General features: G+C 50.2%; 13 protein-coding genes and 2 riboswitches. Of the genes, 8 read left to right on the forward strand and 5 right to left on the reverse strand.

Going from position 1 to position 17548, the window contains the following annotated elements; genetic code table 11:
* From thiS to thiD, 3 genes are read right to left on the reverse strand one after another with little or no spacing between them, the layout of a single operon-like run.
* Nucleotides 1–198, reverse strand: coding sequence for a sulfur carrier protein ThiS (thiS, locus tag ACI0FR_RS02690; protein WP_374829130.1), 198 nt, complete (start codon nucleotides 196–198; stop codon nucleotides 1–3).
* A gap of 5 nt (nucleotides 199–203) precedes the next feature.
* Entirely contained in the window at nucleotides 204–1187 is a 984-nt protein-coding gene (locus tag ACI0FR_RS02695; protein WP_404907342.1) for an FAD-dependent oxidoreductase, read from the reverse strand.
* On the reverse strand, nucleotides 1184–2041 hold the full coding sequence (gene thiD, locus ACI0FR_RS02700; RefSeq protein WP_374829132.1) for a bifunctional hydroxymethylpyrimidine kinase/phosphomethylpyrimidine kinase: 858 nt from the start codon (nucleotides 2039–2041) through the stop codon (nucleotides 1184–1186). Before thiD ends, ACI0FR_RS02695 begins: the two co-directional genes overlap by 4 nt.
* Nucleotides 2042–2170: 129 nt before the next feature.
* Nucleotides 2171–2271, reverse strand: a riboswitch (TPP riboswitch).
* Between the two features lie 188 nt (nucleotides 2272–2459).
* Between thiD and ACI0FR_RS02705 the strand changes: the two genes are divergently transcribed.
* On the forward strand, nucleotides 2460–5099 hold the full coding sequence (locus ACI0FR_RS02705; RefSeq protein WP_461667877.1) for a heavy metal translocating P-type ATPase: 2640 nt from the start codon (nucleotides 2460–2462) through the stop codon (nucleotides 5097–5099).
* Nucleotides 5100–5108: 9 nt separating this feature from the next.
* Here the strand turns inward: ACI0FR_RS02705 and cueR are convergent, their stop codons facing one another.
* Complete coding sequence (gene cueR / locus ACI0FR_RS02710; RefSeq protein WP_404907382.1) at nucleotides 5109–5510, reverse strand: Cu(I)-responsive transcriptional regulator; 402 nt, start codon at nucleotides 5508–5510, stop codon at nucleotides 5109–5111.
* 109 nt (nucleotides 5511–5619) lie between these two features.
* A riboswitch (cobalamin riboswitch) is annotated at nucleotides 5620–5834 on the forward strand.
* 113 nt (nucleotides 5835–5947) lie between these two features.
* Between cueR and ACI0FR_RS02715 the strand changes: the two genes are divergently transcribed.
* Together ACI0FR_RS02715 and ACI0FR_RS02720 are read left to right on the forward strand one after the other, a co-directional pair.
* The gene (locus tag ACI0FR_RS02715; protein WP_374829133.1) at nucleotides 5948–8818 is read left to right on the forward strand and encodes a ribonucleoside-diphosphate reductase subunit alpha; all 2871 of its coding nucleotides are present in this window, start codon (nucleotides 5948–5950) and stop codon (nucleotides 8816–8818) included.
* Between the two features lie 87 nt (nucleotides 8819–8905).
* On the forward strand, nucleotides 8906–10000 hold the full coding sequence (locus ACI0FR_RS02720; protein WP_374830453.1) for a ribonucleotide-diphosphate reductase subunit beta: 1095 nt from the start codon (nucleotides 8906–8908) through the stop codon (nucleotides 9998–10000).
* Between the two features lie 93 nt (nucleotides 10001–10093).
* Here the strand turns inward: ACI0FR_RS02720 and ACI0FR_RS02725 are convergent, their stop codons facing one another.
* Nucleotides 10094–11359 (reverse strand): Glu/Leu/Phe/Val family dehydrogenase, encoded by a 1266-nt coding sequence (locus tag ACI0FR_RS02725; protein ID WP_404907345.1) that lies wholly within the window; start codon nucleotides 11357–11359, stop codon nucleotides 10094–10096.
* A 385-nt stretch (nucleotides 11360–11744) separates the two neighbouring features.
* On the opposite strand from ACI0FR_RS02725, the gene ACI0FR_RS02730 reads away from it, so the two are divergent.
* The 5 genes from ACI0FR_RS02730 to ACI0FR_RS02750 all read left to right on the forward strand — a co-directional run bounded on the left by ACI0FR_RS02730 (nucleotide 11745) and on the right by ACI0FR_RS02750 (nucleotide 17396).
* Entirely contained in the window at nucleotides 11745–13514 is a 1770-nt protein-coding gene (locus ACI0FR_RS02730; RefSeq protein WP_404907347.1) for an alkaline phosphatase, read from the forward strand.
* A gap of 68 nt (nucleotides 13515–13582) precedes the next feature.
* A complete protein-coding gene (locus tag ACI0FR_RS02735; protein WP_374829137.1) occupies nucleotides 13583–14056 on the forward strand; it encodes a hypothetical protein in 474 nt (157 codons plus the stop codon).
* A gap of 1 nt (nucleotide 14057) precedes the next feature.
* On the forward strand, nucleotides 14058–14723 hold the full coding sequence (locus ACI0FR_RS02740; protein WP_404907349.1) for an ABC transporter ATP-binding protein: 666 nt from the start codon (nucleotides 14058–14060) through the stop codon (nucleotides 14721–14723).
* Nucleotides 14716–15984 carry an ABC transporter permease gene (locus tag ACI0FR_RS02745; RefSeq protein WP_404907351.1) on the forward strand — a complete coding sequence of 423 codons (1269 nt, stop codon included), beginning with the start codon at nucleotides 14716–14718 and terminating at the stop codon, nucleotides 15982–15984. The genes ACI0FR_RS02740 and ACI0FR_RS02745 overlap by 8 nt, the downstream gene beginning before the upstream one ends.
* 158 nt (nucleotides 15985–16142) lie before the next feature.
* Nucleotides 16143–17396, forward strand: coding sequence for an FAD-dependent oxidoreductase (locus tag ACI0FR_RS02750; protein ID WP_404907353.1), 1254 nt, complete (start codon nucleotides 16143–16145; stop codon nucleotides 17394–17396).
* Nucleotides 17397–17548 lie beyond the last annotated feature (152 nt).

The following is a 17548-nucleotide window of genomic DNA, read 5'->3' on the forward strand; positions in this document are numbered from 1 at the left end:
TCAGCCCCCTTGCATGGGTGCCAGAACTTCAATCTGGTCTCCAGCGGAAAGTGTTGTTTCTTCACGCATATCCGCACTGACAAATTCGCCATTGAGAGCTGTTGCCACCACCGCATCGCTCAAATCAATCTCGGCAAGCAATTCGCTCATATTGTGGGCTGTGGTCTGGTGGATTTGGCCGTTGAGAGAAATATTCATCAAATTCACTCCATAAGCTCTGGTATGTTTTGCGGATTTTCCACCGCTTCACGCACCATTTTAGCAAGTGCGGGAGACATCAAAAATCCGTGCCGGTAAAAGCCGTTGACATAAAGTTTCGTGCCTTGGCGGCGTATTTTGGGCAGATTGTCGTTAAATGCAGGGCGGGCATCGACGCCGGTTTCCAGCACTTCACTTTCGGCGAATGCGGGATGCAGCGCATAGGCCGCGCCCAAAAGCTCCAAGGTGGAACGCACACTGATATGCGGGCTGGCTTCGGCTTCCAGCATTGTTGCGCCCACCATATGCACACCATCCCCGCGTGGCACGATATAAAGCGGAATACGCGGATGCAGCAGGCGCACAGGGCGGGTGAGGTTGATGTCGCGTGAGCGGATCATCAGCATTTCACCTTTGACACCGCGCAGATCGCTTAAATCGTCCCGCGCCCGAAGTCCACGGCAATCAATGGTCAGATCACTGTTGATTGTGGCCTTATCGGCATCCGTGCCAAGCTGAAAGCGCACAGATTTTTGGCGCAGATTTTCAGCCAGTTCCGGCAAAGCGCGGCGCGGGTTGAGATGGCCTTCATACTCGAAAAACAAGCCTTGGTTGAAGCGGTTGCCAAGATCAGGCTCCAGTTCTTCAATGCGGGTTGCATCAATCAACTCGTGCTGGCTGGTGCGGCGTGAAAAGCGGCGCAATTCACTGGCATCGCGGATGTGGGAAAGCACCAATGTGCCGCGTCGCTCTACACCGCTGACATGGTTTTCCCACCAATCGAGCGCTTGCTGGCCAAGGCGCACGACTTGCTCCGGTGCGCTTTCGCCCTCGCACCAAGGTGCAAGCATACCTCCGGCAAACCATGAGCAAGCATCTTCGCCAATGCGCTCACTGAGCGCAATCACTTCAACATCATGGCCTTGGGCGTTAAGCTCGGCAGCTACGGTTAAACCTGCAACACCGGCACCGATAATGGTAATTTTCATGGGGCTACCTGTGAAGGATTGGTCCATAGTTCATAAAAATGGTGGACGGGACCGTGACCGCTGCCGATGGTTAGTTGATCGGCGGCCAAAATTGCCTGATGCAGATAGTCGTGGGCTTCTTCAAAAGCTTGTTTTAAATCTAACCCATGTCCAAGCTTTGTCGCCAGAGCTGCCGACAGAGTGCAGCCGGTGCCGTGGGTGTTTTTGGTGTGGATGCGGGGCGCAGAAATGGCAAATGTCGGGGCGTCTGCGGTGATCAAGAGATCAGTGCAAATTTCACCTTCCGCATGGCCGCCCTTCATCAAAACGGCTTTGGCACCTAAGCGAAGCAAGGCGCGGCCTTGTGCTTCGGCTTCCTCATCGCTTTTTGCTTCATCCATATCCAGCAGACAGGCAGCTTCGGGACGGTTCGGGGTGATCAAGGTTGCTAAAGGGATCAGTTTTTGGCGCAATACATCAATCGCGGTTTCGCTAAGCAGGCGATTGCCGGATTTAGCTACCATCACCGGATCAAGCACGATCGGCCCTTGGAAGTGGCTCAAACCGTCCATCACCGTTTCGATGGTTTCAGGTTGTGAGAGCATGCCGATTTTAACGGCAGCAACATTAAGATCGCTGAACACCGCCTCCATCTGCCCGCGAATGATCGCCGGTGTCATATCCATTACGTCAGTGACGCCGCGGGTGTTTTGTGCGGTGATGGCAGTGATGACGCTCGCACCATAGGTTTTAAGCGCAGAAAAAGCTTTTAAATCGGCCTGAATACCGGCACCGCCGCTGCTGTCAGAGCCAGCAATGGTTACGCAGATCGGAACTGAACTGAGGGTGGAAGATGTGTCTAACCGTCTCGTCATGTCGTTTCTCTTCTCTGAACAGAAAGTGAAACATCATGACTGGCTGAAGCTTTTGTTTTGCTTCTGGTTGGAAAATTCGCCTGTTGCCCAAATTACCAAGCAAGGCCAATTCCCATTACGCCCGTTCGTGACGCGCCAAATTCCGTTCCCTACGCAGGTATTACCCGGATCAGGTTCAATGGGTTAGCGCTTTTGCGCCTCTCAGTCTTTCGACACCCCAACGAATATTTGCTGCCTCTATGAGTAGAATTTAAAATCAGATTGGTCAAGCCCGCGTCAAAAGCATCTGAAATCGATTGGAATTACAGTCGGGATTTTTCTTTAAAAAAGCTCTTGACCTTCCCATGATGGGAAGCCTTAGTTTAAGCGCCATGATGAAGTGTCTGTTTAAGAGCAGCGATGTGGCAGGGGATAACCTATGAGCCAGAAAAATGACAGCGAGTTAACAAGCAACATCTTGTTAACTAAGTATAATTTCAATGTGGAAGGCATGAGTTGTGCCTCTTGTGTGGGGCGGGTGGAGCGCGCACTGACAGGTACTGACGGTGTGGCTAAAGCCAGTGTCAACCTGATGACAGAACGCGCCCATGTGGAAGTGAGTGACAGCAATATCACGGCTGATGATTTGGTGAAAATCATCGGTGGAGCAGGTTATAAAGCTGAGCTGATTGACGAGCAAAAGCTGGTGGAAGCACCTAAAAGCTCTGGTTGCGGTTGCGGTTCAAAAAAAGCTGAAAGCGTAGAAACATGTCAATCGGAAGCCAAACCGGCTGCTGTTGTGCCATCATCATCCGCGTCGCAAAAGATTGATTTGAACATTGAAGGCATGACCTGCGCATCTTGTGTCGGCACTGTCGAGCGTGCTTTACTCGCGGTTGACGGCGTTACATCAGCCAGCGTTAATCTTGCCACTGAACGGGCACAGATTGTTGCGGATGGTACGCGGGTCAATATAGATAAGCTGATTGGTGCGGTGGCAAAAGCTGGCTATCAGGCGCGTAAAATTGATGTCGCCGCCAAGCAATCTACCGGTGAAATGCGCGCGCAAAAACGTGAAAAAGAAGCACAAACCTTACAGCGTCAAACTTTGCTGGCAGTCGTGCTGACCTTGCCGGTTTTTGTACTTGAAATGGGGTCGCACTTAATCCCTGGCATGCATATGCTGATTGACCGCACAATTGGTATGCAAAATAGCTGGTATTTGCAATTTGTGCTGACAACGCTGGTGCTTTTCGGGCCGGGATTGCGCTTTTTCAAGCTGGGCATTCCGGCACTTTTAAAAGCCGCACCGGATATGAATTCGCTGGTAGCGGTCGGTACATTGGCCGCGTGGGGCTTTTCAACGATCGCCACTTTCATGCCGTCCGTTTTGCCTGAAGGCACGGTGAATGTTTATTTTGAAGCCGCAGCCGTTATCGTGGCGCTTATCCTGCTTGGCCGTTATCTGGAAGCGCGCGCCAAGGGCAGAACCAGTGCTGCCATCAGCCGTTTGGTTGATTTGCAGGCGAAAACTGCACGGGTTATGCGCGATGGCAAGGCGGTTGATGTGCCGTTGGAAGATGTGCGCGTGGGCGACCATGTGCAGGTCAGGCCGGGTGAAAAAGTACCGGTCGATGGCGTGCTCATCGAGGGCTCTTCTTATATTGATGAATCGATGATTACCGGTGAACCAGTGCCCGTTGCCAAGGAAATTGGCGCCGAAGTGGTCGGCGGCACCATCAATAAATCCGGCTCTTTCACCTATCAGGCGACCAAGGTTGGCAGTGATATGGTGATCGCCCAGATCATCCGTATGGTGGAAGATGCGCAGGCCGATAAACTACCAATTCAGGCGATGGTGGATAAAGTAACGCGCTGGTTTGTGCCCGCAGTGATGGCAGCCGCAGTTGTCACCTTTGTCATCTGGTTGATATTCGGTCAGTCGCCGTCATTAGGCTTTGCGCTTGTGAATGCCATTGCGGTGCTGATTATCGCTTGCCCTTGTGCGATGGGGCTTGCCACGCCAACGTCAATTATGGTTGGCACCGGACGTGCGGCAGAAATGGGCGTGTTGTTCCGTCGTGGCGATGCATTGCAACGTTTACGTGAAGCATCTGTCATTGCTTTTGACAAAACCGGAACACTGACCTTGGGCAAGCCGGTTCTGGCACATTTTGAAACTGTTGCCGGACAGGATGAGGCGAAAATTCTGACCCTTGCTGCGAGTGTTGAGGCACGCTCCGAACATCCGATTGCCGCCGCCGTTGTGCAGGCGGCAGAAGAAAAAGGCTTGACCTTAAAGGATGTGCAGAACTTCAACGCTATTGCTGGCATGGGGCTGGTTGCAGATGTTGATGGTCAACAAGTGGCCGTGGGTGCTGGCCGTCATATGGCAGCATTCAATATTGATATTACAGCTTTGGAAAAAGTGGCCGATCAACTGGCCGCGCAAGGACGCTCGTCCATTTACGTGGCCGTTGATGGTCAATTGGCTGCAATCCTGTCGATTGCCGATCCGCTCAAACCATCAACGAAAGAAGCGATTGATGCGCTACATCAGATGGGCTTGAAAGTAGCGATGATCACCGGTGACGGTCGTGCAACGGCAGAAGCCATTGCCCGTTCGCTGTCGATTGACCATGTGGAAGCCGAAGTGCTGCCGGGCGGCAAAGTGGATGCTTTAAAGCGTATGTCGACGAAAGGTGAGGTGCTGGTATTTGTCGGCGATGGCATCAATGATGCACCGGCACTAGCTGCGGCTGATGTGGGTATTGCTTTGGGCACCGGCACCGATGTGGCGATGGAAAGCGCCGATATTGTGCTGATGTCGGGTGATTTGCGTGGTGTTATCAATGCGTTGGCGGTATCTCGTGCTACCATCCGCAATATTCGTGAAAACCTGTTCTGGGCATTTGCTTATAATATTGCGCTTATTCCGGTGGCTGCTGGTGTGCTTTATCCATTGTGGGGCACATTATTGTCGCCAATGCTGGCGGCAGGTGCGATGGCGCTTTCCAGCATCTTCGTGCTTTCCAATGCGCTGCGTCTGCGTAAGGTTAAACCTGCATTGCAGGTTTAACTGACAAGATTAATATCTGGCTGCATTGCTGGCCAGATCATGCAAAATCGGACAGTCAGGGCGGTTATTGCCCTGACAGTTCTGTGCCAGATGGCGCAATGTATCCGCCATTTCGCGCAATTGTTCCATCTTGGCTTCCAGCTCCGCCACATGGGTGAGGGCTATTTGCTTCACATCAGATGAAGCACGGCTGTGGTCCTGCCAAAGGGTCAGTAAATCTTTGATTTGATCCAGTGAAAAACCTAAATCGCGCCCGCGCCGTATGAAGCGCAATGTTTCTACATCGCGTTTGGAATAAACGCGGTATCCAGCCTCGGTGCGCCCTGCTTTTTCAATCAGCCCGACCGTCTCATAATGGCGTATCATTTTGGCACTTATACCCGACGCAGTTGCTGCTTCGCCAATATTCATCATGTTAAAGCTCCGTGGTTGTGCTATATATAGGCCATCTCCTGACAGCTTACAAAATAATTCATTGGACAGCGCCAAACTATATGTTGACGTCTGTGCACATTGATTGTCTATATCTAGTGGTCACGGTCTCTCGAATCGCAAGATAGAGAGATAATAGGGAATCCGGAAGAGATGGTGCTTTTCACCGCTTAAACCGGAGCTGCCCCCGCAACTGTAAAGCGGCGAGTTTTTGTCTATTTACGTCACTGAGGTTATCCTTGGGAAGACGGACAAAAGCCCAGACCCGCCAGCCAGGAGACCTGCCGCGACACGAAATGTTCTCCCTGGGCGGGGTGTCCCGGTGGTGTGCTGGCAACAGAGCAGACGTATGGCGTCGCTCTTTTTCATGCATGCATCCGTCTGACCTTGCCCCCAACAAAAATTGGGGTAAGCCAATGTCGATTTCTCTTGTGCGTGAGCCTGCCGACGGCGACGCTTTTTCTGCCGCAAACACAGCTGCAAATAATTCCGAGCTTGGGTTTCAGGTCATCCGTCGTAATGGATCAGTCACACCATTTGATGGTGATAAAATTGCTGTTGCGTTGCAAAAAGCATTTCTGGCTGTTGAAGGCACAAGTGCTGCCTCGTCGCGCCGCGTTCATGATGTTGTTGCAGAACTGTCTGAAGTCATCATTGGAGGTCTTACCCGCCATGCAACAGAAGGTCGTACCTTCCATATTGAAGATGTTCAGGATCAGGTCGAGCTGGCATTGATGCGTGGCGGCCATCACAAAGTGGCACGTGCTTATGTGCTTTACCGTGAAGAGCGTGCCCGTGAACGTGCTGAACAGGCCGCCAATAATCCGCAAGCAAAGCCGCAATTGCAGATGAAAAGCGCGAGCGGTCAATTGGTGCCGCTTGATGAAGCACGTTTGAAACATGTGGTTGAAGAAGCTTGTTCTGGTTTGGCCTCTGTCTCAGCAGAAGCCATTTTGACCGAAACCAAACGCAATCTTTATAGCGGCATCACACAGGATGAATTAGCGCTGGCGCCTATCTTGGCTGCGCGCACCTTGATTGAAACCGAGCCGGATTATTCCAAAGTTAGCGCTCGTTTATTGCTGGATAAATTGCGCCGTGAAGTACTGACCTTTGTTGAAGGTTCTCCGCGTGAAGCAACACACAAGCAGATGTGCGAGCTTTATCCGAACTATTTGAAATCCTATATCCGTGTGGGTATTGATGCCGATCAGCTTGATCCGGAATTGGCATTGTTCGATCTCGACCGTATGGCCGCTGCCATCAAACCAGAGCGCGATCTGCAATTTGATTATTTGGGCTTGCAAACCCTTTATGACCGCTATTTCCTGCACGTTCAAAACAAGCGTTTTGAATTGCCGCAAGCTTTCTTCATGCGCGTTGCCATGGGGCTGTCCTTACGTGAAGAAGAGCGCGAAACCAAAGCAATTGAGTTCTATAATCTGCTTTCAAGCTTTGATTTCATGGCTTCAACGCCAACTTTGTTTAATGCCGGAACGCGCCGCCCGCAGCTTTCTTCCTGTTTCCTGACCACTGTTCCGGATGATCTCGACGGTATTTTCAAAAGCGTTAAAGACAATGCTTTGCTTGCTAAATATTCCGGCGGTCTGGGTAATGACTGGAGCCGTGTCCGTGGTCTTGGAGCGCGTATTAAAGGCACCAATGGCGAAAGTCAGGGTGTTGTACCTTTCTTAAAAGTTGCCAATGATACTGCGATTGCGGTTAATCAGGGCGGTAAGCGCAAGGGTGCGGTGTGTGCTTACTTAGAAACATGGCATATCGACATCGAAGAGTTTTTGGATCTTCGTAAAAACACCGGTGATGACCGTCGCCGTACCCATGACATGAACACGGCCAACTGGGTGCCGGATCTGTTTATGGAACGTGTGGAAAAAGACGGTGACTGGACATTGTTTTCGCCGGATGAAACTCCTGATTTGCACGATCTTTATGGGGCGGCCTTTAAATATGCTTATGAAGCCTATGAGCAAAAAGCTGCTAAAGGCGGCATCAAAGTCTACCGCACTGTAAAGGCAAAAGACTTGTGGCGTCGTATGTTGACGATGCTGTTTGAAACCGGCCATCCTTGGATCACCTTCAAAGATCCGTGCAATATCCGTTCGCCACAGCAGCATGCCGGTGTGGTGCATTCATCCAACCTCTGCACGGAAATTACGCTCAATACATCGAATGATGAAGTGGCTGTTTGTAATCTGGGTTCAGTCAATCTGGCAGCACACACAACAGCGGAAGGCATTGATCAGGAACGTTTGGCGCGCACTGTAGCAACCGCTATGCGTATGCTCGACAATGTGGTGGACATCAATTTCTACACCATTCCGGAAGCGCGCCGCTCGAACCTGCGCCACCGTCCGGTTGGTCTGGGTCTGATGGGCTTTCAGGATGCGTTGCAGATTTTGCGCCTGCCATATGCCTCCGACGAAGCGATTAAATTTGCAGATCAGAGCATGGAAGCCATTTCCTATCATGCTATTTCTGCCTCTGTAGATCTGGCAGCTGAACGCGGCAGCTATCAAAGCTACGAAGGCTCGCTCTGGTCAAAAGGCATTTTGCCGATTGATTCACTGCGTATGCTTTCGGATGCGCGTGCTCACAATAATTTGGCGAGCATGGATTTGAACTATGATGAGACACTTGACTGGAAAACCTTGCGTGAACGCGTCAAGACCGTCGGTATGCGCAATTCCAACTGCATGGCGATTGCTCCAACGGCCACTATTTCCAATATTTGCGGTGTATCGCAGTCAATCGAACCAGCCTATCAAAACCTGTTCGTTAAATCGAACATGTCGGGCGACTTTACCGTAGTTAATGCCGGTCTTATTCACGATCTGAAAGCACGTGGTCTTTGGGACGAAGTGATGATTTCTGATCTGAAATATTTCGACGGCAGCATCGGGCAGATCGACCGTATTCCCGATGATCTGAAAGCGCTTTATGCAACGGCTTTTGAAATCGACACCGCGTGGCTGATCGAAGCTGCAAGCCGCCGTCAAAAGTGGATTGATCAGGGTCAGTCGCTCAATCTCTATATCGCCAATCCAAGCGGTAAGAAGCTTGACGAATTGTATCGCCTGAGCTGGTATCGTGGTTTGAAAACCACATATTACCTGCGATCCCGCTCCGCCAGCCATGTGGAAAAATCCACATTGAAGGGCACAGACGGCAAGCTCAATGCAGTGTCTGTCGCACCGGTGCAGAGTCTTCCGGCCTCTGATGTGCGTGCCTGTTCTATTGATGATCCAACTTGTGAAGCCTGTCAGTAAAATTGGCCGATTATGGACGCTTCCTTTTGTTTCATGCCTATTTGAAAGGGTTTTATAATGTCTAATCTCGATTGGTCAGAGACCGAAATGAACAGTGCATCTGCGCCTTTAGGTGCTGATGAGACTGCCGATGCCACGGGTCTGGGCTCGATTGAGCGTAATGCTGCCCGTGTGACTGTTGATGAAAAGCGCATGATCAATGCGCGCGCCGACGTTAATCAGCTGTTGCCGTTAAAATATAAATGGGCATGGGAAAAATATCTGGCTGGTTGTAACAATCACTGGATGCCGACCGAAGTTTCCATGCAGGCAGATATCGCACTGTGGAAATCCAAAGACGGTTTGACCGATGATGAACGCTTGATGCTCAAGCGTAATTTAGGCTTCTTTGCAGCCTCGGAAAGTCTGGTTGCCAACAATATCGTGCTGGCGATTTATCGTCATCTGACCAATCCTGAATGCCGTCAATATTTGCTGCGTCAGGCGTTTGAAGAAGCCGTTCATACCCATACATTCCAATATATAGTGGAAAGTCTGGGTCTTGATGAGGGTGAATTGTTCAACATGTACCGTGAGGTACCATCCATCACCGATAAGGCTGCATGGGCGCTCAATTACACCCGTAATCTGGATAATGCCGAGTTTAAAACCGGGACACCGGAAGCTGACCGCGACTTCCTGCGTGATCTGATTGCGTTCTATGTCGTGTTTGAAGGCATGTGGTTCTATACCGGTTTTGCCCAGCTTCTTTCCCTTGGTCGTCGTAACAAGATGGTGGGTATTGCCGAACAATATCAGTACATCCTGCGTGATGAATCGATCCATATGAATTTTGGTATCGACGTCATCAATCAGATCAAGCATGAGAACCCGCATCTTTGGACAAAAGAGTTTCAGGAAGAAGTGCGCAACATGTTGCGTGATGCGGCAGAACTGGAAGCAGCCTATGGCCGCGATACCATGCCGAACGGTTTGCTGGGTCTGAATGCTGCCCTGTGTGAACAATATATGCATTTCATCGCCAATCGTCGCTGTGCACAGCTTGGATTGGAATCCGTATTCCCGGAAACGGATAACCCGTTTCCTTGGATGTCGGAAACGATGGATTTGAAGAAAGAGAAAAACTTCTTTGAGACCCGCGTGATCGAATATCAAAATGGCGGCGCCTTGAGCTGGGATTGATATTTATCGTTCTGATTTGAATAAAGAAAAGCCCCGCCGGTCAGATGATCGGCGGGGCTTTTTGGTCAGTCATTTTAGTCTTGGGGAGGAAATTTAAGCAATGAAGTCGCTCTGGGTGCCATGTGCTTCAATGGCCTGTGCCAAGCGTAAGAGTGCGTGGACATAAGCACCGGTGCGAAGCGAGAATTTCTTTTCCTTTGAGAGTACCCAAATCGCACGGCCTTCGCGTTCCATGATGCTCTGGAGGCGCTGATGGATTTCTTCCAAAGTCCAGTAATAGCCTTGCTTGTTCTGTACCCATTCAAAATATGAAACTGTAACACCACCGGCATTGGCCAGAATGTCAGGCAGAACGATCACGCCTTTTTTCGCCAGAATTTCGTCAGCTTCAGCAGTCAGCGGGCCATTGGCGAGTTCCACAATCAGCTTGGCATTGATACTGTCGGCATTGCCCTCGTGGATCATGTTTTCCATGGCTGACGGCACCAGAATATCACAATCGGCTGCCACCAGTTCATCTGGTGTCATGGCTTTGTGACCATTTTGACCGATGGTTGAGACCACTGATTTGCCGTCCGCTTTGGCTGCAAAAAGGCTCGCCAAATTCAAGCCTTCATCACATTGTACTGCGCCTTCCGAATCGGAAACAGCAGTGATTTTATGGCCGTCGGCACAAAACAACCGTGCCATATGCTGGCCGGCATTACCAAAGCCTTGAATGGCAACGCGCAAACTACCGGCAAGACCCAAATCATCAGACAGATGACGAACGAGATAATAACCACCGCGTGCCGTTGCATCATCACGACCAAGCGAGCCGCCCAATGCCAAAGGCTTGCCGGTGATGACAGCTGGTGAGTGTTGATCGACGATTTGTGAATATTCGTCTGCCATCCAGCCCATGATCATCGAATTGGTGTAAACATCTGGTGCGGGAATATCGCGGTCTGGACCCAAAATGCCGGCAAAAGCCTGAATATAGGCGCGGGACAATCGCTCCAGCTCGGCTTTCGACAATTTGCGCGGATCGACCTGAATGGCACCTTTACCGCCACCATAAGGCAGGTTCATGACCGCACATTTAAAGGTCATCCAGAAAGCAAGCGTCTCAACTTCTTCTGCGGTTGCATCCGGATGGTAACGGATGCCGCCCTTGGTTGGTCCGCGGGTATCATCATAACGGCAGCGCCATGCAAGAAAAGATTTTCGTGAACCGTCGTCCATACGGATCATCAGGCGCACTTTCATTGTCTCGCGTGCGAATTTCAATTTTTCGATCACATCAGCGTCGATATTAATATGGCTTGCAGCCTCATCCAGCCGCACTAATGCATTCTCAAGAAGATTGTCCTGTGACACGAAATCACCTTTCTTGCGTATGGCGTTATGAAAAGATATTTTTAGAATTCATGTATGCACTTTCGCGCAACAAAAGAAAAGAAAAAAGGACAGTACTGTTGTCCTATATTTATTTGCAATCGTCATTTTTTACATTTTCCTGAAATATTGTGTGATTTTCGCATCAGTGGAAAAGACGGTGCATCACACTCAGATTTAATCAATCTGTCATGTTTCATATAAAGCACTGTCACAATGGCTGGCTAACACTTCCCCCGTACTCATTGTCCGCTCACGGTCTTTCCGAAGATTACAACCGGCATTTTTCCAGCACGAAAGGGGCAGAACCGGAAGAGGTTCTGATCGGTTGCAGGAAGAATTACCGCTAAAGGGGTTTGATAAAACCATGCGTCAACTTGTTAAGTTACTCTCTGCCACTACAGTTCTGTCGGCTGCACTTTTTGCAACAGCATCGCAAGCTGCAACCGTTTACCCGCTTGACCGTGCAACGATTCTAGCCGGTTCGCCTTTTGATTTTAAGGTCGAGTTTGACAATGTTGTTAAAGCGGATGATGTCAAAATCACAGTCAACGGCGAAGATTACAAAGCTGTTTTCGGCAAAAATGTTGAATTTATCGCTGCTGAAAAAGACGCATCCGACAAAGATCTGGGCTCGGCGGTTATTCTGCGTTCATTGGCTTTGCCAAAGGCTGGTGCTTACACGATTGAAGTGCAGGCCGGTAACGACAAGAAAAGCGTTACCTGGGATGTTTACGGCACATCCGATGCGCCAAAAGCCAAAAACGTGATCTTCCTCGTTGCTGATGGTCTGTCGGTTGCTCATCGTACCGGTGCGCGCATCATGTCGAAAGGCATGAGCGAAGGGAAGGCCAATGGCCGCCTCAATATGGACGATCTGCAATATATGGCTTTCATTGGTACATCAGCCACCAACTCGATTGCAACCGATAGCGCCAACACCATGTCGGCCTATATGACCGGTCATAAGACTGCCATCAATGCACTGGGTGTTTATGCTGATCGCACACCGGACAGCCTTGATGATCCGCGCGTGGAAAACATCAGTGAAGCATTGCGCCGCCAGACCGGCAAATCTATTGGTATTGTCACCACATCCGAATTGCAGGATGCAACGCCTGCTGCAGTTGCCTCACACACACGCCGCCGTGCTGATAAAGCCGAAATCACCGGCATGTTGTTTGATGTAAAGCCTGATGTGCTGTTGGGCGGTGGCTCTGCTTACTTCCTCAACAAGGAAGTACCGGGCTCCAAGCGTAAAGATGACAAAGACTATATCAAAGAGTTTCAGCAAGCCGGTTATGCTTTGGCAACCAGCAAGGAAGAACTTGAAAAAGCAGCAAGCACTGAAGGCGACAAACTGCTCGGCCTGTTCCATACCGGTAACATGGATACCGCGATGGACCGCAATATGCTGAAGAAGGGTACAATCGATAAATTCCCTGATCAGCCGGGTCTGGTTGAAATGGCCGACATTGCTTTGAAAAAGCTCTCTCAGAACGAAGAAGGCTTCTTCCTGATGGTTGAAGCGGCAAATGTCGACAAGATGTCCCATCCACTGGATTGGGAACGTGCGGTTTATGATACGATCGAATTTGATAAAGTGATCGGTCTGGCGCAGGAATTTGCCAAGAACAATCCGGACACCATGATTGTAGTCACCGGTGACCATACCCACGGCGTATCCATCATCGGCACCATCGATGATAACAAGCCGGGCAATGAAATGCGTGAAAAAGTCGGCACTTATGAAAAAGCTGGCTTTACCAATTACGTTGACAGCAATGGTGACGGCTATCCGGACAGCGTGGATGTAAACCCGCGTCTGGCGATCTTCTCCAACAATTTCCCTGACTATTATGAAACCTTCCGTCCGAAGCTGGATAATCCTTTTGTTCCGGCGATCCAGAACGAGAAGAACGAATATGTTGCCAACGAAGCCTATAAGGATATTCCGGGTGCCGTATTCCGCGAGGGTAATATCCCGCGCTCTGATGATACCGGCGTCCACTCTGTAGATGATGTAGTCTTGCAGGCGAGCGGTGCGGGTGCGGAACTTTTCCGCGGCTACATGGAACAGAGCGACGTTTACAAGATTTTGGCTGAAGTTTTCGCGCTCGGTGCGGAGAAGAAATAAGCCGGAGTTTGGATGATAAAAAATGCCGGAAAGAAATTTCCGGCATTTCACTTTTTAAGGATGGAACCATGTCATTTCTATCATCAATGCCGCGTCGTCATTTTCTCAAACTCATGAGTGTCGCACCTTTGGCCTATGCGGTAGCCGGAACATTGCCACAGGCAAAAGCCGCAACGGGCAATTTAAGCTTTGCCGAGCTCTACAGTAAGATCAGCGTCTTGGGGCTTGAGTTTTCAGAAAAAGTCAAATCGCTGAATGGCGAGAAGGTAGTGATGGGTGGTTTCATGGCACCACCTTTGAAAGCGGAAGCCGATTTTTTTGTACTGACCGAAATCCCGATGTCGATCTGCCCTTTTTGTTCGTCCGATGCTGATTGGCCGGATAATATTCTGGTGGTCTATCTCGATAAAAAACAAACTTTCGTGCAACCCTCAACCTTGATTGAAGTGACCGGAAAACTGGAAGTCGGATCGTGGACAGATCCCGAAACCGGCTTTGTCAGTTTGCTGCGCCTGCGTGATGCACGCTATAAGGTTGCCTGATATGCAACTTGTTTTAGATCATATCAGCGTCAGCTTTGCCGGACTTTCAGAACCCGCCTTGCAAATCGATCATTTGGAAGTGCCCGATGGTGTAGTGGTGGGTCTCACCGGCGCATCAGGTTCCGGCAAAAGTACATTTATCAATATTATCAGCGGTCTTGCCCGTCCGCAAAAAGGTTTGGTTCTCTGGGGCGGTCAACCGATCAATCAGCTGTCGGAAACTGCGGCAGATCGTTGGCGGGGCGAACATATCGGCCTCATTATGCAGGATTTCTACCTTTTTGACGGCTTGTCGGCGCTGGAAAATATCTTGCTGCCGCTGCGTCTGGCTGGTGGTGTGGATAAAGAAGCTTTATCGCGTGCGCATGAATTACTGGAACGGGTCGGGCTGAAACGGCCTGACCAGGCAGTGCAATTGATGTCACGAGGGGAAATGCAGCGCGTGGCGATTGCTCGTGCCCTGCAACGCAAACCCGCCATTATTATTGCCGATGAACCAACCGCCAGTCTGGACAAGGAAAACGGGGCATCCGTTGGCAATCTTATTCTGGAACTGGCGACCCAAGAAAAATGCACGACGATTATTGCCTCCCATGATGACCGGCTGATTTCCAGATTGGCGCGCACTATCAACCTTGCTGCGGGGAGAATTACCTCAGATGTTTAGATTTATTGCCGCAGATTTAAAACGCCATTGGCTTGGTGCTTTGGCACTGGTGCTACTGGTTGCTTTCGCAACCGCTTTAAGTGTTGCCGTGACATTGCAGGAGCGTGCATTGCGTCTTGGCAGTGCGCGCGCTGCCGATCATTTTGATCTGGTGATTGGTGCTGCTGCCAGTGAAACGCAATTGGTACTTTCATCGGTATTTTTACAAACGTCATTGCTGCCGTTGATGGAAGGTAATGAACTGGAAAAACTAAGCCATGACCCGCGCGTCGCATGGGCTGCGCCTGTTGGTTTTGGCGATAGTTACAAGAATTATCCGATTATCGGCACCACTTCAAAGCTGGTTGAAACTTTAAGCCCGAAACTGGCATCCGGCAAAATGTTTACCGCACATCATGAGGCCGTCGTTGGTGCCAATGTGGATGTGAGTGCTGAAACCTCTATGGTGCCTTTGCACGGCAATGCAGGCGAGGGTGGCCATCATCATACTGAAATTACTTATAAAATGGTTGGCCGTATGGCACCGACTGGTGGCGCATGGGACAATGCGATTTTGGTGCCGATTGAAGCTGTCTGGGCGGTGCATGGCATGGAGCATGATCATGAACATAGCCATGCCGATGAAACTGCGGAAGAACATGCAGCTCACGGCGATCATGACCATGAACATGAGCATGAACATCAACACGGTGAAGAAGCGCTGCAAACAAGTTTTGAACATGGTGCGGCCGGTGTTCCGGCTATCATCGTGAAGCCTAAAACGATTGCCGATGCTTACAAGCTCAGGCAAGAATATCGCGGCAATGGTACAACGGCAGTCTTTCCGGCCGAGGTCCTGACCAATCTTTACGGCATGCTCGGCAATGCCAAATCAATCCTGATGTTCGTGGCACTGGGCACACAGATTCTGATTGGTTGTGCTTTGGTTTTTGTTGCTCTTTTGCATATCGGCGAACGTCGTCGTCAAATCGGTGCTTTACGAGCACTTGGAGCATCGCGAGGCAAAATCTTCACGCTGGTTTGGTCTGAAGTGGCTATTTTATTGGGTGCTGGAATTTTCAGTGGTTTTGCACTTGGTTTTGTCGCGTCAAAAATTCTGTCCCGCATCGTCACGCAATCCAGCGGCTTCGCCATGCCGGTTGCTTTTGAAATGCAGGATCTCAATAGTATGATAATCATGCTGATTGGTGCGTCTGTCATTGGATTGTTACCGGCCATAATGGCTTATCGCCAGTCACCGGTCAGCGCCTTGCGTGGTTGACGGATGCCTGAATATTGATGTCTAACTGACCTGATAAAGTTTTCTTGTATTTAACAATCGAAAACTTGATATTAAAAGTATAGTATTAAAGGGTGTCACTTGCGTGGCACTCTTTAATTCATACTCCGGCATTTTCGCCGGCAGGGCAGGAGAGCAAAATGCAGCAACCAGTGTCCCCCAAACAGACCGCCCAAACGATCAGCACCCAATGTGTGATTGCGGGTTCGGGGCCGGGTGGTCTGATGCTCGGCCTATTGCTGGCGCGCGCTGGTGTTGATGTGACTGTATTGGAAAAACACGCCGATTTTCTGCGTGATTTTCGTGGTGACACAGTGCATCCTGCAACGCTTGATATTATCGATAAGCTAGGGCTTTTGGATGAGTTTTTGAAAGTGCCGCATACACAGGCGCCAAAACTTCATGCTGAAATTGGCGGGCAGAATGTCACTATTGCTGATTTTTCACGCCTGCCGGTTAAATGCCGCTTCATTGCCTTCATGCCGCAATGGGATTTTTTAGGTTTTCTGGCGCGTGAAGCACGTAAATTGCCCAATTTTCATTTGATGATGTCGACCCAAGTGACTGATCTGATTGAAAATAACGGCCGTATCGAAGGCCTTTTTGCCCAAAACCATGAAGGCAGCATCGAGATTAAAGCCTCTCTCGTGGTGGGAGCCGACGGGCGCAATTCGCTGGTGCGGGCAAAAGCCGGATTGGAGAGCACCAGTTTTGGTGCGCCAAGTGATGTGTTGTGGATCAAACTTTCGCATAAACCTGAAGACCCTCCCTATACAATGGGGCATGGCGGGCCTCGTCAGGGCTTTGTCATGGTCGACCGTGGCGATTATTGGCAATGCGGTTATGTGGTGCGCAAGGGCAGTTTTGCGCAAGTGAAAGAAAAAGGGCTGGAAGCGTTCCGGCATGCAGTGGCTGAGGTTTCACCATTATCGCCTGATCGGGTGCAAGAAATCACCTCATGGGATGATGTGCATCTTTTGTCCATCCGCATTGACCGGCTGAACCGCTGGTGGCGCTCCGGTCTGTTGTGCATCGGTGATGCGGCCCATGCAATGTCGCCGATTGGTGGTTTCGGAGTTAACCTGGCGATACAGGATGCGGTGGCTGCCGCCAATATTTTGGTGGTTCCGCTGCGAGATAATAAATTGACCGATCAGCATCTGGCGCGCGTGGAAAAACGCCGTGCATTTCCAACCAAAGCCATTCAGAAAATCCAGCTGATGATGCAATCAAGCAGCAAGAAACGTCAAAATAGCGAAGTCAAACGCAGTGGCCCGCCAGCCTTTGTTAAGGGCATAGCCCGCTGGCCGATTCTTGCACATTTGGCCGGTCGGTTAGTGGGCATGGGTGTGCGCCGCGAAAAACTGCGTAGTTCTCTTTTCAAGCTGCGCTGAAATCAAGACGTGAATGATTGTGCATCTGTCTGAAGAAATTTGGGCAGATGCTAAATTGATTCTGCTAATCAAACACAATTCATTCTCACATGCGTGAAACCTAATGGCTTAAGAAAAATAAGTTATGAGGGGGAGTTATTTTGATAGCTAAA

It is taken from the genome of Paenochrobactrum sp. BZR 201-1, assembly GCF_044987585.2.
GTDB classification, from domain to species: Bacteria; Pseudomonadota; Alphaproteobacteria; order Rhizobiales; family Rhizobiaceae; genus Paenochrobactrum; species Paenochrobactrum pullorum.